Source organism: Streptomyces sp. TBY4, assembly GCF_024213195.1.
GTDB lineage: Bacteria > Actinomycetota > Actinomycetes > Streptomycetales > Streptomycetaceae > Streptomyces.
Genome location: NZ_JANAVF010000007.1, coordinates 319578 through 339383, shown reverse-complemented (window position 1 = coordinate 339383; position 19806 = coordinate 319578). Strand labels below are relative to the sequence as shown.

The following is a 19806-nucleotide window of genomic DNA, read 5'->3' as shown; positions in this document are numbered from 1 at the left end:
CCGGTAGCGCTGCACTGTGTCCATGCTGACAAGAATCGACCACATCGGGATCGCCTGCTTCGACCTGGACAAGACGGTTGAGTTCTACCGTGCCACGTACGGCTTCGAAGTGTTCCACTCCGAGGTCAACGAGGAGCAGGGCGTCCGCGAGGCCATGCTGAAGATCAACGGAACCTCCGACGGCGGAGCCTCGTACATCCAGCTCCTGGAGCCCACCCGCGAGGACTCCGCGGTCGGCAAGTGGCTGGCCAAGAACGGCGAGGGCGTCCACCACATCGCCTTCGGCACCGAGGACGTCCTGGGCGACTCGGAGGCCATCCGCGGCAAGGGCGTCCGCGTCCTCTACGACCAGCCCCGCACCGGCTCGATGGGCTCCTCGATCACCTTCCTGCACCCCAAGGACTGCCACGGCGTCCTCACCGAACTGGTCACGAGCAACCCCGACCAGTCGACCGCCCCGCACTGACGGGCTCGCGTTCCGGCGCATCACCGGCCGTGGTGCGCCGCACGTCTTCTTGATCACATACCGGTCGGCCCGCGCTCCGGACCCCCCACCGCGGGGCGGCCTCATTGCAGGCGCGCAGGGTCGCCACGGGCGCCGGCTCCTGCGGCGCCGTCGGCAGTGGCCCGGCCCGCACCACGGGCTTCACACCAGCGACCATGCGATCCGGCCCTGCGGATGCGTGCGAACACCCCGAATCGGCGCTCCGCGGAGGCAGAGAGGGAATCCCCCGCGGGGTCAGCTCGCCGGGTTTACCGCACGAGGGCACTGATGTCCCGTTTCCCCGGCCGGTAGAGTGGCTCTGGCTCGGCCGGGGTTCGGTGCGGAGACGGGGTCGGGGCCTGCATCGCCCGACCCGGATCTGACACCATTCCCCGGGGGCGTCGTTCAGCGGGCGGACGGTGCTCATTCGGTAGTGAGCTTGCGACCAGGGGACGGATGGGACCGCGCTGTGCGGGGCTACGAAAGCCAGGAGAGCCATCAGGCCGAGGCCGACCATCTCTCGCGCTTCGAAGCCGAGATGGAGCGGCTGAAGAAGGAACGCGGGAAGGCCGTCCAGCACGCCGATGACCTGGGGTACCAGGTCGAGGTGCTGCGCGCCAAGCTCCACGAGGTACGCCGCAACCTGGCGTCCCGCCCCGCCTACGACGGCGCGGACATGGGGTACCAGGCGGAGCAGCTGCTCCGCAATGCCCAGATCCAGGCCGACCAGATGCGTTCGGACGCCGAGCGCGAACTGCGCGACGTACGGGCGCAGACCCAGCGGATCCTGCAGGAGCACGCCGAGCACCAGGCGCGGCTCCAGGCCGAACTGCACGCCGAGGCCGTCAACCGCCGCCAGCGCCTGGACCAGGAGCTGAGCGAACGTCGGCAGACGGTCGAAGCCCACGTCAACGAGAACGTGGCCTGGGCCGAGCAGTTGCGCGCCCGCACCGAGGCGCAGGCCCGCCGGCTCATGGACGAGTCCCGCGTCGAGGCCGAGCAGACGCTGAACACCGCCCGGTCCGAGGCCGCCCGGGTCGCCTCCGAGGCCACCCGCCGGCTCGCCTCCGAGAACGAAGCCGCCCGCGCCGAGGCCGAGTCGACGCTGCTGCGCGCCCGCAAGGAGGCCGAGCGGCTGCTGACCGCCGCCTCCGCGCAGGCCCAGGAGGCCACCGAGCACGCGGAGCGGCTGCGCTCCACCACCTCCGCCGAGGCCGAGCAGACCCGTCGCCAGACGATGGACCTGGGCCGGGTCGCCGAACAGCGCACCCAGGAGGCCGAAGGGGCCCTGCGCGAAGCGCGCGCGGCCGCGGAGAAGCTGCTCGCGGAGGCCAAGGAGAGCGCCGCGCGGCAGCTCGCCTCGGCGGAGTCCGTCAACGAGCAGCGCACCCGTACGGCCAAGGAGCAGGTGGCCCGCCTGGTCGGCGAGGCCAACAAGGAGGCCGAGACCCTCAAGGCGGAGGCCGAGCAGGCGCTCGCCGATGCCCGCGCCGAGACCGAGCGGCTGCGCACGGAGGCCGGGGAGCAGGCCCGTACCGCGGCGGCCGAGGACACGGCGGCCCAGCTGGCGAAGGCGGCCCGCACCGCCGAGGAGGTCCTGAACAAGGCCTCGGAGGACGCCCGCGCCACCACCCGGGCGGCGTCCGAGGAGGCCGAGCGGATCCGCGGCGAGGCCGAGGCGGAGGCCGAGCGGCTGCGCGCCCAGGCCGCGGCCACGGCCGATGAGCTCAAGGGTGCCGCGAAGGACGACACGGAGGAGTACCGGGCCCGTACGGTCGAACTCCAGGAGGAGGCCCGCCGGCTGCGCGGCGAGGCCGAGCAGCTGCGCGCCGAGGCCGTCGCCGAGGGCGAGCGGATCCGCGGCGAGGCCCGCCGCGAGGCGGTCCAGCAGATCGAGGAGGCGGCCCGCACCGCCGAGGAGCTGCTGGGCAAGTCCCGGGCCGACGCCGACGAGGTGCGCGCCGCGGCGAACACCGAGAGCGAGCGGGTACGCGGCGAGGCCGTCGAGCGGGCCACCACCCTGCGCAAGCAGGCCGAGGAGACCCTGGAGCGGACCCGCGCCGAGGCCGAGCGGCTGCGCGCCGAGGCCGAGGAGCAGGCGGAGTCGGTACGGGCCGAGGCGGACGCCGCGGCGGCCGTGCGGCGCGAGGAGACCGACCGGGCGCTGTCGGCGAAGCGTGCCGAGGCCGACGAGGAGCTCGTCCGGCTGCACACCGACGCCGAGGGACGCCTGGCGACCGCCGAGCAGACGCTGCGCGACGCCCGGGCGGCCGCCGAGAACATCCGCAAGGAGACCACCGAGGAGAGCGACCGGCTCCGCGCGGAGTCGGCGGAGCGGATCCGCACGCTGCAGACGCAGTCGGAGGCGGAGGCCGACCAGCTGCGCACGGACGCCGCCGAGGACGCCGGCCGGGTCCGCGCGGAGGCCGAGCAGAGCGCGGTGCGGCTGACCGGCGAGGCCGAGGCCGAGGCGGAGCGGCTGCGCTCCGAGGCGCAGGAGACCGCGGACCGGCTGCGCGCGGAGGCCAAGGCCGCCGCCGAGCGGGTCGCGCAGGAGGCCGCCGAAGCGCTGGCCGCCGCCCAGGAGGAGGCCGCCCGGCGCCGCCGGGAGTCCGAGGAGACCCTGGCTTCGGCGCGTACGGACGCGGAGAGCGAGCGGGCGCAGGCCCGGGAGGAGAGCGAGGAGCTCCTCGCCCAGGCCCGCAAGCGGTCCGAGGAGGCCACGGCGGAGGCCGTCTGGCTCACCGAGGAGGCCGAGCGGCGCGCGTCCGAGGTGGTCGCGGCGGCCGAGGCCACCGCCCAGCAGGTGCGCGAGGCCGTGGCCGGGCTGCACGAGCAGGCCGAGGAAGAGGTCGCGGGGCTGCGCAGCGCGGCCGAGCACGCGGCGGAGCGTACGAGGACGGAGGCCGAGGAGGAGTCCGGCCGGGTCCGCGCCGACGCGTACGCCGAGCGGGAGCGGGCCACCGAGGACGCCAACCGGATCCGCAGCGAGGCGCGCACCGAGACGGACGCGGCGAAGGAGCTGGCCGCACGGACGGTCGGCGACGCGATCGCCGAGGCCGAGCAGCTGCGCACGGACGCGGCGGCGGAGGCCGACCGGCTGCGCACGGACACGGCGGCCGAGGCGGAGCAGCTGCGCACGGACACCGCGGAGTACGCGCAGCGGGTGCGCACGGAGGCCACCGACGCGCTGGCCGCCTCCGAGCGCGACGCGGCCCGTACGAAGGCCGACGCCCGGGACGACGCCAACCGGATCCGGGGCGAGGCCGCGGAGACCCTGGAGGCCGCCCGCGCCGAGGGCGGCCGGATCGTCGCCGAGGCCACGGCCGAGGCGGAGCGCCGCACCGAGGAGACCCGCGCGGCCAACGAGGCCACGGTCGCCGCGGCAGCGGCGGAGGCGGCGCGGCTCACGGCCGAGGCCGAGGCCGCCGGCGAGGCGACCCGTACCGAGGCCGCCGGCACGCTGGACGAGGCCCGCTCCGAGGCCAACCGGCTGCGCACGGAGGCCGCCGAGCAGGCGGACCGGCTCATCACCGAGGCGGCGGCGGAGGCCGAGCGGCTCACCGAGGAGACCCGCGCGGCCAACGCGCTGACCGTCGGCGAGGCCGAGGCCGCGGCCGAGGCGCTGCGGGCCGAGGCGGCCGCCGCCCTGGAGGCGGCGAAGGCGGAGGCGGAGCGGCTCACGGAGCAGGCCGCGCAGACGCTGGCCGGGGCCGAGCGGGACGCGACGGGGATCCTCATCGACGCGCGCACCGAGGGCGACCGGCTCGTCGAGGAGACGCGCACGGCCAACGAGGCCACCGTCGGCGAGGCCGCGGCGGAGGCCGACCGGCTGCGCGCCGAGGCTTCGCGCACGCTGGACGACGCCCGCGCGGAGGGCGGCCGGATCATCGGCGAGGCCACCGCGGAGGCGGACCGGGTCACGGTCGCGGCGAACGAGACCCTGGCGGGCGCCGAGCGGGAGTCCGAGCGGACCCTGGACGAGGCGCGCGCCGAGGCGGGCCGGATCCGTACCGAGGCCGCGGAGCAAGCGGACCACCTGGTCGGCGAGGCCGTCGCGGAGGCGGACCGGCTCACCGAGCAGACCCGCAAGGACACCGAGCGCACGGTCGGCGAGGCGGCGAACGAGGCGGAGCGGCTGCGTGCCGAGGCCTCCGAGGCGCTGTCCTCGGCGCAGGAGCACGCGACCCGTACCCGGTCGGAGGCCGAGCGGGTCAAGGCCGAGGCCGCCACCGAGGCGGAGCGGGTCCGGGGCGAGGCGCGCACCGAGTCGGAGCGGGTGCTCGACGAGGCCCGCGAGGAGGCCAACAAGCGCCGCAGCGAGGCCGCGACCCAGGTCGACCGGCTCATCACGGAGGCCTCCTCGGAGGCCGAGAAGCTCACCGGGGACGCGCAGAAGCAGGCGCTGGCCGCCACGACGGCGGCCGAGGAGCAGGCGGACGCGATGGTCGACGCGGCGCGCAAGGAGGCCGCGCGGATCTCCTCGGAGGCGACCGTGGAGGGCAACTCCCTGGTGGAGAAGGCCCGTACGGACGCCGACGAACTGCTGGTCGGGGCGCGCACGGACGCGTCGGCCATAAGGGAGCGGGCGGAGGAGCTGCGCGGCCGCGTCGAGGCGGAGGTCGAGGAGCTGCACGAGCGGGCCCGCCGGGAGTCGGCCGAGCAGATGAAGTCGGCCGGCGAGCGCGTGGACAAGCTGGTGCGGGCGGCGACCGAGCAGAGCGTCGAGGCCGATGCGAAGGCCAAGGAGCTGGTGTCGGACGCGAGCAGCGAGGCGAGCAAGGTCCGCATCGCCGCGGTGCGCAAGGCGGAGGCGCTGCTCAAGGAGGCCGAGCAGAAGAAGGCCGAACTGGTCCGGGCGGCCGAGGGCAAGCTCGCGGAGGCGACGGCGGAGGCCGAGCGGCTCGTCGAGGAGGGCCGGCGCGAGCTGGAGGTCCTCGTGCGCAGGCGCGAGGACATTCAGGCGGAGATCTCCCGTGTCCAGGACGTTCTTGAGGCGTTGGAATCATTCGAGGCGCCTTCCGGTGGCGGAAAGCCCGGGGTCGGCGGCCAGGGCGCGGGGGGCGTGAAGGCCGGTGCGACAGCGGGTTCCACTCGATCGGGTGGCAAGACGTCAGAGGGCTAGTCAGCACACTCGACTCTGTGCTCCTGATGGAGGTTCAGGCGAACGAGTGACAAGCATTCTGTCGCCTTGCCACTCAAAAGGGGTGTCATTGTCCAGATCAAACGCGGATTGACTCGATGACACGCCGTCCTGGCGCCTAGGATTCCCCTTAACACCTAACACCCCGCGTAGCACCTCATCGGTCTCATTCGACAGGAACCCCATGAGCGACACATCCTCCCCCTTCGGCTTCGAGCTCGTGCGGCGTGGTTACGACCGCGGTCAGGTGGACGACCGCATCACCAAGCTGGTCTCCGACCGTGACAGCGCCCTCGGACGTATCAACTCTCTGGAAAAGCGGATCGAGGAGCTGCACCTCGAGACGCAGAACGCCCAGGCTCAGGTGAACGACGCCGAGCCGTCGTACGCCGGCCTCGGCGCCCGGGTCGAGAAGATCCTGCGCCTGGCCGAGGAGGAGGCGAAGGACCTCCGTGAGGAGGCCCGTCGCGCGGCCGAGCAGCACCGCGAGCTCGCCGAGTCGGCCGCCCAGCAGGTGCGCAACGACGCCGAGTCGTTCGCCGCCGACCGGAAGTCGACCGCCGAGGACGAGGGCGTCCGGATCGTCGAGAAGGCCAAGGGCGACGCCGCGTCGCTGCGCGCCGAGGCGCAGAAGGACGCCGCCTCCAAGCGCGAGGAGGCCGACGCGCTCTTCGAGGAGACCCGCGCCAAGGCCGCCCAGGCCGCCGCGGACTTCGAGACCAACCTGGCCAAGCGCCGCGAGCAGTCCGAGCGCGACCTCGCGGGCCGTCAGGCCAAGGCCGAGAAGCGCCTCGCGGAGATCGAGCACCGCGCGGAGCAGCTGCGCCTGGAGGCCGAGAAGCTCCGTACGGACGCCGAGCGCCGCGCCCGCCAGACCGTGGAGACCGCCCAGCGCCAGGCCGAGGACATCGTGGCCGACGCCAACGCCAAGGCCGACCGGATCCGCAGCGAGTCCGAGCGCGAGCTCGCGGCGCTCACCAACCGCCGCGACTCGATCAACGCGCAGCTCACCAACGTCCGCGAGATGCTGGCGACGCTGACGGGTGCCGCGGTCGCCGCCGCCTCCGCGCCGATCGACGACGAGCCGGTCACCCGCGGCGTTCCGGCGCAGCAGAGCCGCTAGTCGACGGAGGGCTTCCGGCACCAGTGGCCGGAAGCCAACAATCCACTTCGACACCGAGGGCCCTTCGTCACCCATGAGAGGTGGCGTAGGGCCCTCGGGCGTTCTAGCGTGGCGGAATGATCGAGCTTGAGGGCCTTACGAAACGATTCGGCGTGAAAACCGCCGTGGACAACCTCAGCTTCCAGGTCAGACCGGGGGTGGTCACCGGCTTCCTCGGCCCCAACGGGGCGGGCAAGTCCACGACCATGCGCATGATGCTCGACCTCGACAACCCGACCAGCGGTACGGTCAGGATCGACGGGAAGCACTACCGGGACCTGCCGGAGCCGCTGAAGTACATCGGGGCACTGCTGGACGCGAAGGCGATGAACGGCGGCCGCAGCGCGTACAACAACCTGCTCTGCCTCGCCCAGTCGAACCGGATCCCGCGCAGCCGGGTCTCCGAGGTGCTGGACCTGGTCGGCCTGACGGCCGTGGCGAACAAGAAGTCGAAGGGATTCTCGCTGGGCATGGGCCAGCGGCTCGGCATCGCCTCCGCGCTGCTCGGCGACCCGGAGATCCTGATGTTCGACGAGCCCGTCAATGGTCTGGACCCGGAGGGAATTCTCTGGATCCGCAATCTGATGAAGGGGCTCGCGGCAGAGGGAAGGACGATCTTCGTTTCCTCCCATCTGATGAGCGAAATGGCCCTGACCGCAGAGCATTTGGTTGTCATCGGACAGGGAAAGCTGCTCGCCGACCTGTCCATGGCCGATTTCATCCAGCAGAACTCCCGCAGTTACGTCCGCATGCGTTCTCCGCAGCAGGAACGGCTGAAGGACGTCCTGCACGAGGCCGGCATCGACGCGATCAGCGTTCCGGCCACCGGCACCCTGGAGATCGACGGCGTGGAGGCGGAACGGCTCGGCGAGCTGGCCGCCCAGCACCAGATCGTGCTGCACGAACTCAGCCCGCAGCGGGCTTCACTGGAGGAAGCGTTCATGCGCATGACGGCGGACTCCGTCGAGTACCACGCCCACGCACCGGGGGCGGGCGGGGTCCCGCCGGTTCCCGGCATGGCGGCGGACAATCCGGCGAGGCCGGCCGACGTACCCGCGTGGGGCGCCGGCTTCGAGGCTCAGCGCAAGGGCGGTAAGTGATCATGTCCGCCTTCTCCGCCGTCCTGCAGTCCGAGTGGACCAAGATCCGCACGGTCGCCTCGACCAGCTGGACCCTCGCCATCGCCTTCCTCGTCACCGTCGGCTTCGGCGCAGCGTTCTGCGCCCTGGTCAACGCGACCTTCGACGACATGAGCGAGCTCGAGCGGGCCACCTTCGACCCCACCCTGCTGAGCTTCACCGGCATGGGCTTCGGGCAGCTGGCCATCATCGTCTTCGGCGTGATGGTCGTCAGCACCGAGTACAGCTCGGGCATGATCCGCACCTCGCTGGCCGCCGTGCCCCGGCGCGGCAGCTTCCTGCTGGGCAAGTTCGCCGTGGCCACGGCGCTGGCCCTGGTGGTCGGACTGCTGACCAGCTTCGCGGCCTTCTTCCTCGGCCAGGCGATCCTGGGCGACCGCGGCATCGGGATCGGCGAGGACAACGTCCTGCGGGCGGTCGTCGGCGCCGGCCTGTACATGGCACTGCTCGCCCTCTTCTCCATGGGCGTGGCCACCATGCTGCGCAGTTCCGTCGCCTCGATCAGCATCCTGATCCCGTTCTTCCTGATCGTCTCGAACCTTCTCAGCGGTTTCGAGGTGACCCGCAAGTACGGCCAGTACCTGCCCGACAAGGCGGGATCCAAGATCATGCAGATCGTGCCGGACGCCATGGGCAGCCCCGAGACCCCCTACGGTCCCTGGGGCGGGCTCGGGATCATGCTCCTGTGGGTGGCCGCCTCGGCCCTCGGCGGCTACCTCGTCCTCAAGAAGAGGGACGCCTGACGTAGTACGGGGGATCCCCGGGTCGGTTCTCAGGGGTAGCTCAGGGTCGAGGACGACGTGGAACCGCAAGGGACTGGATATCCTCTTAACCCTTACGCGGGCGAGAGTCGTCCCGGCCTGGCAAGGGGCAGCAAAGATGATCGAGGCAGTCGGCCTGACCAAGCGCTTCGGCGCGAAGACCGCCGTCGACGACCTCTCCTTCCAGGTCAAGCCCGGTCACGTGACGGGATTCCTGGGGCCCAACGGCTCCGGGAAGTCCACCACCATGCGCATGATCGTCGGCCTGGACCGGCCCACCGCCGGCCAGGTCACGATCAACGGCCTGCCCTTCCGCGAGCTCGCGAACGCCCAGCGGCACGTCGGCGCCCTGCTCGACGCCAAGGCCGTCCACGGCGGCCGCCGGGCCCGCACCCACCTGCTGTCGGTCGCCCAGCTCTCCGGCATCCCGGAGAAGCGGGTCGACGAGGTGCTGGGCGTCGTGGGGCTGCAGGACGTGGCCCGGCAGCGCGCCAAGGGCTTCTCGCTCGGCATGGGCCAGCGGCTCGGCATCGCAACCGCCCTGCTCGGCGATCCGCAGGTGCTGCTCTTCGACGAGCCGGTCAACGGGCTCGACCCCGAGGGCATCCTCTGGGTCCGCAACCTGATGCGCCGGCTCGCCTCCGAGGGCCGCACCGTCTTCGTCTCCTCCCACCTCATGAGCGAGATGGCGCTGACCGCCGACCACCTGATCGTGATCGGCCGGGGCCGGCTGCTCGCCGACATGAGCACCCAGGACTTCATCACCCACAATTCGGCCGGATTCGCCCGGGTCCGCACGGCCGACACCGACCCGGGCGGCTGGGACACCCTCGGCTCCGTCCTCACCAGGGCGGGCGGCCGGGTCCTGCGGGAGCCCGACGGGGCGCTGCGGGTGACCGGGCTGGAGCTGTCGCGGATCTCCGACCTCGCGCACGCGGCCGGCGTACGGCTGTGGGAGCTCTCGCCGCACCGGGCCTCGCTGGAGGAGGCGTACATGCGGATGACCCAGTCCTCCGTCGAGTACACCTCCACCGAGGACCCGCGCGCCGAGCTCTGGGAGCCCGAGCCGCTGAGCGTCCCGCAGTGGGAGGAGGAGGCCCGGGAGGCCGCCGAGGCCCTCCAGGTCCCCGCGGCGTCCTTCTTCGCTCCCCCGCCGCCCGGGGCCTCCGGGCAGCCGTTCCTGATGCCCGCCAGCCCGGGCGAGCTCACCGGCCCGGCGAACGGGGCCGGGACCGGGAACGCCACCGGGGCCGGGCACTCCCCCGACCCCGTGCACACCCCCGCGCAGAAGCCCGAGGACCAGAAATGACCGCCCCGACGATCGCGACCGACGGGGAGCAGGGCCCGCCGGGATACACCTCGCCCCTGCCGTCCCCCCGGCCGCACCTGGGGCACGCGCTGGCCTCGGAGTGGACCAAGCTGACCTCGGTGCGCTCCACGATGTGGACGCTCGGGGCCCTGGTGCTGCTCGTCGTCGGCATCGGCGGCACGGTGATCCTGCAGACCTCCTCCCGCGACTACGAGCAGATGCCGTTCATCGCCCCCGCCCTGTTCGGCCTGCTGGTCGGGCAGCTGGCGGTGATGGTGCTCGGAGTGCTGACCATCAGCTCCGAGTACGGCACCGGCCTGATCCGCACCACCTTCACGGCCGCCCCCGACCGGTACCGGGTGCTCACCGCGAAGTACCTCGTCTTCGCCGCCACCGCCTTCTTCGTCACGGCCGGGTCCGTCTGCCTGGTCGGGCTGACCGCGTCGATCCTGCGCGACGGCCGGGGCTCCGGGGTGCACGCGAGCACCGAGTGGGCCACCGGACTCCTGGGCAGCTTCTACGTCACCCTGCTCGGCGTGCTGGCCCTGGCGGTCGGGGCGCTGGTGCGGCACTCCGCCGGGGCGGTCGCCGCGATGCTCGGGATCGTCACGCTGCCGCCGGTGATAGGGGCAGTGCTCAGCATCTGGGAGGCCCTCGCCCCGGTGGGCCGGGCCCTGCTCCAGTACAACGCGCCGGTGGCGCTGATCACCTTGTTCGGCATGCCGCTGGACAGCGCCGAGGCCCCGGCCGACGGGAGCGCGCCGTACCCGACGGGCCTGAGCCACCTGGTGCTGATCCTGCTGGTGACGGGCGTCGCGGTCACCGCCTCGTACGTGGTGTCCGGGCGCCGGGACGTGTAAGGACGGCCTAGTACTTGGGAGCGTTGCGGGACCGCTGCACCTTGGAGGTGCGGCGGTCCTTCGCGTTCCAGCAGGCCTTGTGCCAGTGCCGGCGGTCGTCGACCCCGCCGTACTCGGGCCAGGCCACCAGGTGCGGGGTGCCGGAGGGGATCTCCTGGTCGCAGCCGGGGCAGCGGTAGCGCTTGCCCGCGGCGCTCGCGCCCGCGACGTGCCGGACCTTCCAGTCCTCGCCCTGGTACTCCTCCGTGCGCTCCAAGCCGTACCGGTCCAGACTGCCCGGGCCCGAGCCCTGGTCCGAACGATCGGCTGGATTCTCGCCGCCCCTGGGGCGGTTGTGGCGCGGTGACACGTATACCTCACGGATGGGCGGCCGGCAGTGACTTTCTCCCAGACTACGCGCAGCGAGCCCGGGTACCCGCAGGGTGGCCGAAGGACGACCGTAGGTAAAAAGCGACTGGCCCGACAATCCCAATAACTTTCCGGTCAGGCCGTGCCTTTGGCACGTGTCAGACGTTGTTGCCGGTGGAGAAACCGGTCCGCCTGGGGGAGGCCGCGTCAGCCGCGAGGAGGCTAAAGGCGATGCGCGTAGGAGCATTTGTACTGGCCGCCCAGTTCCCGGGCCAGGGACAGGGCGAGGCACTGCACCGGGCGGTGCGGACCGCCGAGGTGGCCGAGGAGGCCGGACTCGACTCGGTCTGGCTCGCCGAGCACCACTTCGTCCCGTACGGGGTCTGCCCGTCCGCGGTCACCCTGGCGGCCCTGATGCTGGGCCGGACCCGGCGGCTGCGCGTGGGCACGGCGGTGAGCGTGCTGCCGAGCACCCACCCGGTGGCCCTGGGCGAGCAGGCGGCCCTGCTGCACCTGACCTCGGAGGGACGGTTCACCCTGGGGGTGGGCCGGGGCGGTCCCTGGGTGGACCTGGAGGTCTTCGGCGGCGGGCTCGACGCGTACGAGAACCGCTTCCCGGAGGACCTGGACCTGCTGCGGCGCTGGCTGACCGAGCCACGGGTGGGGACGGCGGCGGGCGGCCGGTACGGCTTCCGGGAAGTGGCCGTCGTACCGCGCGCGTCGGAGGCGCTGCACGGGGACGGGACGGGGCCGGAACTGATCGTCGCCTGCACCTCCCCCGCCTCGGTACGGCTGGCCGCGGAGCGCGGGCTGCCGATGCTGCTGGGCATGCACTGCGGGGACGAGGACAAGGCCGCGATGGTCGATCTGTGGCGGCGTACGGCGCGGGCCGCGGGGCGTTCGCCCGAGGCGGACCACGTATCGGCCGGGGTCTGCCAGCTGGCGGACCGGACGGCGGACGCCCGCGAAACGCTGCTGAAGGCGATGCCGGGCTGGCTCAAGCAGGGCCTGGACGCGCACGTCACGGTGGACGGACGGCAGCGGGCGATGCGGGACCCGGTCGCGTACACCGAGCTGCTGTGCGATCTGCACCCCGTGGGCACACCGGAGCTGGCGGCCGACCGGCTGGCGGCCACGTCGGAGCGTACGGGCATCACGCGGTTCGCCCTGCTGACGGAGGGATCGGGTGATCTCGCCGCGACCGAGGAGAACCTCAAGCGCCTCGGTGCCGAGGTGCTGCCCCGACTCGGCTGAGACCAGGGCTGCCGCTCCGTTGGCACCGGAGCGGCAGCGAGGTACCGGTCGTGCGGCGATACGGGGTCGTTCGGCGGTGCGGAGTGCGGTCGTGCTGTGGTCGTACTGGGCTTGCCTGATGTGCCGGTCGTGCGGAACTGCCTGCTAACAGTCGCGCATTTCGGGCGACTGGTTGAGCAGCTGACCACGGATCGAAGTGAACTTGGCCAGCCGGTCGTCCACCGAGGAGTCCAGCGGGAACACCGCTACCCGGTGGCAGTTCTGGAATGCCAGGCGCACTCCGAAGTGGCGCTGCAGCGCACCCCGTATCGCGTCACTCGCGAGGGCTCGAAGCAGCTGACCACGCGCCTGCTCGTCCGGCGGCGGCGTCTGGTTGTCGGCGAACTGTCCGCCGTCCACCTTCAGCTGGGCCACCAGCGAGCTGATCATCTCCCATGCGTAGGGCAGGGAGGTCCGGACGCAGTCGACGAAAGCGGCTTCGTCGACCTCGCCTCGCTCGGCCTGTTCGAGTAGGGCCGGTGAGACGTCGAGCGACATGGGTTCTCCTCTCGCGACTCCGGCCGATTGGGTTGCCGGAGCCTTACGGGCAGGGAGGGAGATCGCGACGCAGTGTGCACGTGTCGCAACCTCCCGCTCACCACGGTAGGCGCCCGGTGGGTACCGCACCAGGAGAATGCACATACAACGCGCCATCCGCGAAGGGGGCTTTCGGGGGCGAATCGCGTGCAGGCCTTCTCGTCGAGTAGCGTTGCCGACCATGCGTCTCGTCATTGCCCGCTGCTCCGTCGATTACGCGGGCCGGCTCACCGCCCATCTGCCCTCGGCACCCCGTCTGATCCTCGTGAAGGCCGACGGCAGTGTCTCGATCCACGCGGACGACCGAGCGTACAAACCGCTCAACTGGATGTCGCCGCCCTGCACCCTCAAGGAGGGGAGCGGTGACGACGCCGGCGTCTGGACCGTCGTCAACAAGGCGGGCGAGAAGCTCATCATCACCATGGAGGAAGTCCTCCACGACTCCTCCCACGAGCTGGGCACCGACCCGGGTCTGATCAAGGACGGGGTCGAGGCCCACCTGCAGGAGCTCCTGGCCGACCGGATCGAGACCCTCGGCGAGGGCTGGACGCTGATCCGCCGCGAGTACATGACCGCGATCGGACCGGTCGACATCCTGTGCCGGGACGCCTCCGGCGCGACGGTGGCGGTCGAGATCAAGCGCCGCGGGGAGATCGACGGCGTCGAGCAGCTCACGCGGTACCTGGAGCTCCTGAACCGGGACCCCCACCTGGCACCCGTCAAGGGAATCTTCGCGGCCCAGGAGATCAAGCCCCAGGCGCGCGTCCTGGCGAACGACCGCGGCATGGACTGCGTCGTCCTCGACTACGACGCGATGCGCGGCATCGAGGACGACAAGCTCCGCCTGTTCTAGGGCTGCCCCGCCCCCGTCAAGGGGTCGGGGTCCCCGCATCCTCCGTGGTGCCCGTGGGGGGTTGCTCCGGCTTGCTGGTCGGCGGCGTGTGCGTCGGGCTCGGCGTCACGGACCCCGACGGGCTAGCGGAAACCGGCGGGCTGCTGACCGGCGGGGTGGAGCTCGACGCCGGCGGCGACGGCGGGACCACCGGGCTCGACGAGGACGGGGTCGCCGACGGGGTCGTCGACGGCGTCGCCGAGGTGGACCTGCGCGGCGGCGGGGTCGTACCCGGTGCCTGCGAGGTGGGGGACGAGCTTCCCGGCTCCGGCGAGGGAACGTTCCCGCCCGGCTCCGGCGCACTCGGCTGCGGCTGCGACTCCTCCGAGCTCGGTGCCGTGGAGACGGCCGGCGCCTGGGCGGGCGGCTCCTCGTCCTCGGTGGTCATCGCCAGGGCGACCACCGTACCCAGCACCACGGCGGTCACCGCTCCGGCCGCGGCCAGCAGCAGCGGCTTGCGGCCCGGCCCCGACTTCGGCTTCGGCCCGGGCAGCGCGCCGGGCGCGGGGGCCGGCGCGGGGCTGAGGGGGAAGGCGTCCTCGAACACCTCGGCCAGGCTCGCGGGCGCGACGGAGCCCGGCGGCGCCACCGCGGGCACGACCGTCGTGAAGGCCTCCGGAGCCCGCGCCGCCGCCCGCTCGGGCACGGGGGCGGCCCCGGGCAGAGCGGCCGACCCCTTCGACAGGATCCCCGGCGTCCCGGACGCCGAAGACACCCCGGCGACACCGGGAGCACCGGCAGCACCCGCAGCACCCGCAGCACCCGCAGCACCGGCAGCACCGGCAGCACCGGCAGCGAACGAAACTCCGGCAGCGCCGGCAGTCAGCGGATTCCCGCCGTTGCCGGCGCCGGCGACAGGGCCGGCGGAACCGGAGGCCCCGGCAACACCCGCAGCACCGGCGTCGGCACCTGCCCCGCCGGGAGCCGGCGGCCCCCCGACGGCACCGGCGCCTGCGGCAGCACCAGCGACCGGCGGAGTCCAGACGCTGCCTGCACCGGCCGAACCGGCGGCCCCTGCAGCACCAGCTGCCAGCGGACCCCCGGCAGCGCCCGCGGCACCCGCACCAGGAGCAAGCGGAGTGCCCGGAGCCCCCTTGAGCGCGGGGAACGGCAACTTCGGGGTAGCCCCCGGAGCCCCCGGCAGCCCCGGAAGGGGAAGCTTCGCGGTGCCCCCCGCAGCCCCGGGAAGGGCGGGGAGTCCCGCCCCGCCGGCGCCCGGCCCGGCCGGAGCCGGAGCCAGGGCCGGAGCCCCTGCCGCAGCCGGCGGAGCCAGCCGCAGCGGCGGCGAGACCGGGGTCTCCGCCGCCTCGCGGTCGGTGACCAGGGCCAGGGCCCGCCGTCCCGCCACGGTCCCCCGCTTGTCGGCCAGCGCGCCGCGCAGCCCGACCGAGGCCTCCAGCTCGGCCCGCGCCCGGTCGAGCCGGCCCTCGCACAGGGCCAGTACGCCCAGCTCGTGGTGGAAGTACGCCTGCTCCGCGACCTCGCCGGCCTTCCGCGCGGCCTCCGCGCCCGCGCGCAGCACCCGCTCCCAGGCCTCCCAGTGCAGCGAGGCCGCGAACGCCGGGGCCGCGGTCCGCGCCAGCAGCACCGCGGCGACCACGTCGGCCCCGGCCAGCGCCGCGAGCACCGCGTCGGCCTCGGCCGCGACCCGCTCGGGGGTGACCGAGGTGTGCCCGGTCCACCAGGCGTAGTGCCGGGCGGCCGTACGGGCCTCCTCGTCCGCGGTCTCCCCGTAGCCGATCTCCTCGAGCTGCCGGGCGACCCCCGCGGCCAGCCGGTAGCGGGTCCCGACGGGGCTCAGCAGCCCGCAGTCGAGCAACTCCGCGACGGCCGTGTCGGCGTGCGTGTCGCCGACCAGCGCGGGCAGGTGCGTGTGGTGGGGCAGCTCCCCGCCCAGTGCGCAGGCGATCCGCAGGGCGGCCCGCGCCGACTCGCTGAGCCGCGAGGCGAGCAGTTCCGCCGGGGCGGCGCCCTCGGCGAGCGTGGGCAGCGGCACGAAGACGGTGTCGCGCGGCTTCTCCTCGAAGACGCCGGGCTCCTCGTCCTCGTCGGCCTCGTCGTAACCCGTGCGGTTGAGCTCGTCGCGCTGCCGCAGCAGGGCGGCGGCCTGGACGAAGCGCAGCGGCAGCCCCTCGGAGGCGAAGCTCAGGTCCGCCGCCCAGGCGGTCTCCTCATCGGTCAGCGGCCGTCCGGTGCCCGCTTCGAGCAGGGCCGTGGAGTCGGCGCGGGCCAGCCCGCCGAGGAAGACCTCTTCGAGGTGGGAGTCGTCGGAGGGGGCCCGGGTGTCGGGGGTGGCGGCCAGCAGGTACGCGCACTCGGGCGTGGCCCGCAGCAGTTCGTCGAGGGCGGTGCCGCCCATGTCGAGGTCGTCGATCACGACGACGGCGCCTATCTCCGCCACCCGGGCGAGGAGCACGTCCCGGTCGGGGCGCTCGCCCGGAGCCTCGTACACGGTGGCGTACAGCGCCTGGAGCAGTTCGCCGGGCTGCTGGTGTCCCTGCGCGCTGAGCCGTACGACCCCGTCGGGGGCGAGGTCCGCGCAGGCGTCGGCGACCGCGTCGAGGAGCGCGGTGCGCCCGGATCCGGCAGGACCGGTCAGGCGTATGGAGCGGCCGCGCGAGAGGAGGCGTACGAGGCGCTCGCGCTCCTCCTCGCGGCCCAGCAGGGTCCGCGTCGCGGCCGCGGCGCCCGGGGGCACCGGAGGCCGTGCGGCGGCCGCTGCGGAGGCGCGGGCGGCGGGGGTGCGCTTGACCGGGGCGGGGGCGGGCACGCCGCCGGGGCGGTGCGTCCGGACGATCTCGCTGCCGTCGACGGGGTTCACGGTGAGCGTGTACTCCCCGGACGTCAGCGTCACCACGCGCGCCGGCGACTCCGCCGGATCGGTCTGCCCCTGTGTGCTGCTGCGGTCCATGACCAAGTCCCCCGATCGCGCCGTGCGCCGTCGTCCGCCCGGCCTTCGCACACGCCGCTGTCGCTACTGGTCCGGTTTCCGCCCGAACCCTAGACCGTGCCCGGCGGAGCGTGAACCTCAGGGGTGCGTTCACCACCGGACCGTTACGTTCGCGCGGGTCCCGCGCAGTGGCCCTCCCCCGTGCACCGCGTACGGGTCACGCGCGCGGCAGCGACTCCGCTTCCAGCCCGCCCTCGATCGCGAGGATCCGGTGCAGCCGGGTGGCCACGAGCAGCCGCTGCATCTGCGGCGGGACCCCGCGCAGGACGAGCCGCCGGCCCGTGCGGCCGGCCCGGCGGTGGGCGCCCATGATCACGCCGAGGCCCGTCGCGTCCCAGGAGTCGAGCCCGGTGAGGTCCAGCACGAGGTCGCCGTGACCGTCGTCGAGGGCGGTGTGCAGGACCGTACGGGCGTCCGCCGCGCTGCGCACGTCGAGGCGACCCCCGACAGCGAGTTCGGCGTGGTCGCCCCTGATGTGCATGTGTACTCCCGGCAGCGCGGTACTGATTGCGTATGGTCCGACTGGTTCTTGGTCGGCAACTCTCACTGCAACTGACTGCCTCAGGGGCAGGGAAGTTGCCGACCGTGAGCGAACCGATACCTAATTCACCCTGTGGGGTGCAGGCATTCGAACGGGCGCTCAGTGCTTGTAGAAGCCCTGACCGCTCTTGCGGCCGATGTCCCCCGCGTCCACCATGCGGCGCATCAGCTCCGGCGGCGCGAACTTCTCGTCCTGGGATTCCGTATAGATGTTGCTGGTGGCGTGCAGCAGGATGTCGACGCCGGTGAGGTCGGCGGTGGCCAGCGGGCCCATCGCGTGGCCGAAGCCGAGCTTGCAGGCGATGTCGATGTCCTCGGCCGAGGCGACGCCCGATTCGTACAGCTTCGCGGCTTCGACGACCAGCGCCGAGATGAGACGGGTCGTCACGAAGCCGGCGACGTCGCGGTTGACGACGATGCAGGTCTTGCCGACCGACTCGGCGAACGCCCGGGTGGTGGCGAGGGTTTCGTCGCTCGTCTTGTAGCCGCGCACGAGCTCGCACAGCTGCATCATCGGGACCGGCGAGAAGAAGTGCGCGCCGACGACCCGCTCCGGACGCTCCGTCACGGCCGCGATCTTGGTGATCGGGATGGCGGAGGTGTTGGAGGCGAGGATCGCGTCCTCGCGCACGAGCTTGTCGAGCGCGCGGAAGATCTCGTGCTTGACCTCGAGCTTCTCGAAGACGGCCTCGACGACGATGTCGGCGTCGGCGACCGCTTCCAGCTCGGTGGTCGTGGTGATGCGGGCGAGCGCCGCCTCGGCGTCCTCGGCCGTCAGCTTGCCCTTGGAGACGAACCGGTCGTAAGAGGCCTTGATCCCGTCGGTTCCGCGCGTCAGGGCGGCGTCGGTGACATCGCGCAGCACGACGTCCCAACCCGCCTGAGCGGAGACCTGCGCGATTCCGGAACCCATCAGTCCGGCACCGATGACGGCGAGCTTCCCAGCCACTGCACACCCCACGTTTCTTCCCCGGGACACGGCCTCGGATACGGCACGGCCTCGTTCGTTCTCCGGCGGAGACTAGCGTCCGCGAGGGGCGCAGTGACCGTGAAGTAACACGCGTCACGTCTCAGATGACGGACATCACACCGGGACGGCCCAGCAGTGCGGCAGGGGCGCGCAGTTGACCCGCACTAGGGTGGCGGCATGGTGAACCTCACGCGCATCTACACCCGCACCGGCGACCAGGGCACGACCGCGCTCGGCGACATGAGCCGCACGGCCAAGACCGATCTGCGGATCTCGGCGTACGCCGACGCCAACGAGGCCAACGCGGCCATCGGCACGGCGATCGCGCTCGGCTCGCTGCCCGCCGATGTCGTGAAGGTCCTGGTCCGTGTGCAGAACGACCTGTTCGACGTGGGCGCCGACCTCTGCACTCCGGTGGCCGAGAACCCGGAGTACCCGCCGCTGCGCGTCGAGCAGTTCTACGTGGACAGGCTGGAGGCCGACTGCGACCTCTTCAACGGCGAGCTGGAGAAGCTCCGCAGCTTCATCCTCCCCGGCGGCACCCCCGGCGCGGCCCTCCTGCACCAGGCCTGCACGGTGGTCCGGCGCGCCGAGCGCTCCACCTGGGCCGCCCTGGAGGTGCACGGCGAGGTAATGAACCCGCTGACGGCCACCTACCTCAACCGCCTCTCCGACCTCCTCTTCATCCTGGCCCGCACGGCCAACAAGGAGGTCGGCGACGTCCTGTGGGTCCCCGGCGGCGACCGGTAGCACCGGGAGGGCCGACGGCACCCGGAGGGCCGGCGGCCCCTGACGGACTCCCGTCCTAGGGCCGGTCCGCGTCGGAGAGCGCCTTCGCGGGTTCCGGATCCGGCTTCGGCTGCTGCTTCGGCCACACCGTGTAGGTGACGGCGATCAGGGCGTGGATGCCGACCACCCGCAGGGCCGTCAGCTGCCACCCGCGCAGCACCGCGGTGTCGCCGGAACCGCCGACGTACCAGATCGCGGCCTGCAGCAGCCCCGCCGCGACGGCCGCCGCGAGGACGGTCCGCGCGAACAGCTTCCACTCGTGGGCGGCCCGCGCCGCGCCGTACCCCGCGCCGGCCGGCTTCGGGCCGCCGGCCAGCCGGTACGCGGCATGGCCGTCGAGCCAGCGCACGGTGTAGTGCCCGTAGGCGACGGTGTAGCCGAGGTACAGCGCGGCGAGCCCGTGCTTCCAGTCCGGTTCGGCGCCGCCGCGCAGGTCCACCGCGGTGGCCACCAGCAGCACCAGCTCCAGGAGCGGCTCGCACAGCAGCACGGCCGCGCCGGTCCTCGGCATCTTCGCGAGGTAGCGCAGGGCCAGGCCGCCGGCCAGCAGGACCCAGAAGCCGACTTCACAGGCGATGATCAGGGTGACGAGCACGGGATTCTCCGTTCCTGCGAGGGGGATGACCCCA

16 protein-coding genes are annotated in these 19806 nt (G+C 72.9%); 10 read left to right on the top strand and 6 right to left on the bottom strand.

The features are described from left to right. Positions 1-22 precede the first annotated feature (22 nt). The 7 genes from mce to NLX94_RS19715 all read left to right on the top strand — a co-directional run bounded on the left by mce (position 23) and on the right by NLX94_RS19715 (position 10858). Positions 23-466, top strand: a complete 444-nt coding sequence (gene mce, locus NLX94_RS19745) for a methylmalonyl-CoA epimerase (RefSeq protein WP_254384269.1) — start codon at positions 23-25, stop codon at positions 464-466. A gap of 487 nt (positions 467-953) precedes the next feature. After that, positions 954-5609 carry a polarized growth protein Scy gene (gene scy, locus NLX94_RS19740; protein ID WP_254384268.1) on the top strand — a complete coding sequence of 1552 codons (4656 nt, stop codon included), beginning with the start codon at positions 954-956 and terminating at the stop codon, positions 5607-5609. Positions 5610-5811: 202 nt separating this feature from the next. Then, a complete protein-coding gene (locus NLX94_RS19735) occupies positions 5812-6750 on the top strand; it encodes a cellulose-binding protein (RefSeq protein WP_254384267.1) in 939 nt (312 codons plus the stop codon). A 116-nt stretch (positions 6751-6866) separates the two neighbouring features. Continuing rightward, positions 6867-7889 (top strand): ATP-binding cassette domain-containing protein, encoded by a 1023-nt coding sequence (locus NLX94_RS19730; protein ID WP_254384266.1) that lies wholly within the window; start codon positions 6867-6869, stop codon positions 7887-7889. 2 nt (positions 7890-7891) lie between these two features. Beyond that, positions 7892-8671, top strand: a complete 780-nt coding sequence (locus tag NLX94_RS19725; protein WP_254384265.1) for an ABC transporter permease — start codon at positions 7892-7894, stop codon at positions 8669-8671. Positions 8672-8807: 136 nt separating this feature from the next. Continuing rightward, positions 8808-9998: an ABC transporter ATP-binding protein gene (locus NLX94_RS19720; protein ID WP_254384264.1), complete on the top strand. Its 1191-nt coding sequence runs from the start codon at positions 8808-8810 to the stop codon at positions 9996-9998. Next, on the top strand, positions 9995-10858 hold the full coding sequence (locus NLX94_RS19715) for an ABC transporter permease (RefSeq protein WP_254384263.1): 864 nt from the start codon (positions 9995-9997) through the stop codon (positions 10856-10858). Before NLX94_RS19720 ends, NLX94_RS19715 begins: the two co-directional genes overlap by 4 nt. Positions 10859-10865: 7 nt before the next feature. On the opposite strand, the gene NLX94_RS19710 is transcribed toward NLX94_RS19715, so the two are convergent. Then, positions 10866-11207: an ATP/GTP-binding protein gene (locus NLX94_RS19710; RefSeq protein WP_254384262.1), complete on the bottom strand. Its 342-nt coding sequence runs from the start codon at positions 11205-11207 to the stop codon at positions 10866-10868. 230 nt (positions 11208-11437) lie between these two features. On the opposite strand from NLX94_RS19710, the gene NLX94_RS19705 reads away from it, so the two are divergent. Next, positions 11438-12460 (top strand): LLM class flavin-dependent oxidoreductase, encoded by a 1023-nt coding sequence (locus NLX94_RS19705; RefSeq protein WP_254384261.1) that lies wholly within the window; start codon positions 11438-11440, stop codon positions 12458-12460. Positions 12461-12604: 144 nt separating this feature from the next. Here NLX94_RS19705 and NLX94_RS19700 read toward each other — a convergent pair whose 3' ends face one another. After that, the gene (locus NLX94_RS19700) at positions 12605-12997 is read right to left on the bottom strand and encodes an SCO5389 family protein (protein ID WP_243336246.1); all 393 of its coding nucleotides are present in this window, start codon (positions 12995-12997) and stop codon (positions 12605-12607) included. Between the two features lie 220 nt (positions 12998-13217). Here NLX94_RS19700 and nucS point away from each other — a divergent pair, with 220 nt between their 5' ends. Next, positions 13218-13889, top strand: coding sequence for an endonuclease NucS (nucS, locus tag NLX94_RS19695; RefSeq protein WP_254384260.1), 672 nt, complete (start codon positions 13218-13220; stop codon positions 13887-13889). Between the two features lie 16 nt (positions 13890-13905). Here nucS and NLX94_RS19690 read toward each other — a convergent pair whose 3' ends face one another. From NLX94_RS19690 to NLX94_RS19680, 3 genes are all read right to left on the bottom strand, one after another. Continuing rightward, positions 13906-16839: an ATP-binding protein gene (locus tag NLX94_RS19690; RefSeq protein WP_254384259.1), complete on the bottom strand. Its 2934-nt coding sequence runs from the start codon at positions 16837-16839 to the stop codon at positions 13906-13908. 196 nt (positions 16840-17035) lie between these two features. Next, positions 17036-17359, bottom strand: a complete 324-nt coding sequence (locus tag NLX94_RS19685) for an STAS domain-containing protein (RefSeq protein ID WP_243336243.1) — start codon at positions 17357-17359, stop codon at positions 17036-17038. 159 nt (positions 17360-17518) lie between these two features. Then, a complete protein-coding gene (locus NLX94_RS19680) occupies positions 17519-18367 on the bottom strand; it encodes a 3-hydroxyacyl-CoA dehydrogenase family protein (protein WP_250744745.1) in 849 nt (282 codons plus the stop codon). 198 nt (positions 18368-18565) lie between these two features. Between NLX94_RS19680 and NLX94_RS19675 the strand changes: the two genes are divergently transcribed. Then, positions 18566-19138, top strand: a complete 573-nt coding sequence (locus NLX94_RS19675; protein WP_254384258.1) for a cob(I)yrinic acid a,c-diamide adenosyltransferase — start codon at positions 18566-18568, stop codon at positions 19136-19138. Between the two features lie 55 nt (positions 19139-19193). Here NLX94_RS19675 and NLX94_RS19665 read toward each other — a convergent pair whose 3' ends face one another. Beyond that, positions 19194-19772, bottom strand: coding sequence for a hypothetical protein (locus NLX94_RS19665; RefSeq protein WP_254384257.1), 579 nt, complete (start codon positions 19770-19772; stop codon positions 19194-19196). Positions 19773-19806: the final 34 nt, after the last annotated feature.

What these genes read in the sequence shown, in the direction of transcription:
- mce (WP_254384269.1), top strand. Translation starts at nt 23, where the DNA reads ATGCTGACAAGAATCGACCACATCGGGATCGCCTGCTTCGACCTGGAC.
- NLX94_RS19735 (WP_254384267.1), top strand. Translation starts at nt 5,812, where the DNA reads ATGAGCGACACATCCTCCCCCTTCGGCTTCGAGCTCGTGCGGCGTGGT.
- NLX94_RS19730 (WP_254384266.1), top strand. Translation starts at nt 6,867, where the DNA reads ATGATCGAGCTTGAGGGCCTTACGAAACGATTCGGCGTGAAAACCGCC.
- NLX94_RS19725 (WP_254384265.1), top strand. Translation starts at nt 7,892, where the DNA reads ATGTCCGCCTTCTCCGCCGTCCTGCAGTCCGAGTGGACCAAGATCCGC.
- NLX94_RS19720 (WP_254384264.1), top strand. Translation starts at nt 8,808, where the DNA reads ATGATCGAGGCAGTCGGCCTGACCAAGCGCTTCGGCGCGAAGACCGCC.
- NLX94_RS19715 (WP_254384263.1), top strand. Translation starts at nt 9,995, where the DNA reads ATGACCGCCCCGACGATCGCGACCGACGGGGAGCAGGGCCCGCCGGGA.
- NLX94_RS19705 (WP_254384261.1), top strand. Translation starts at nt 11,438, where the DNA reads ATGCGCGTAGGAGCATTTGTACTGGCCGCCCAGTTCCCGGGCCAGGGA.
- NLX94_RS19700 (WP_243336246.1), bottom strand. Translation starts at nt 12,997, where the DNA reads ATGTCGCTCGACGTCTCACCGGCCCTACTCGAACAGGCCGAGCGAGGC.
- nucS (WP_254384260.1), top strand. Translation starts at nt 13,218, where the DNA reads ATGCGTCTCGTCATTGCCCGCTGCTCCGTCGATTACGCGGGCCGGCTC.
- NLX94_RS19690 (WP_254384259.1), bottom strand. Translation starts at nt 16,839, where the DNA reads ATGGACCGCAGCAGCACACAGGGGCAGACCGATCCGGCGGAGTCGCCG.
- NLX94_RS19685 (WP_243336243.1), bottom strand. Translation starts at nt 17,359, where the DNA reads ATGCACATCAGGGGCGACCACGCCGAACTCGCTGTCGGGGGTCGCCTC.
- NLX94_RS19675 (WP_254384258.1), top strand. Translation starts at nt 18,566, where the DNA reads ATGGTGAACCTCACGCGCATCTACACCCGCACCGGCGACCAGGGCACG.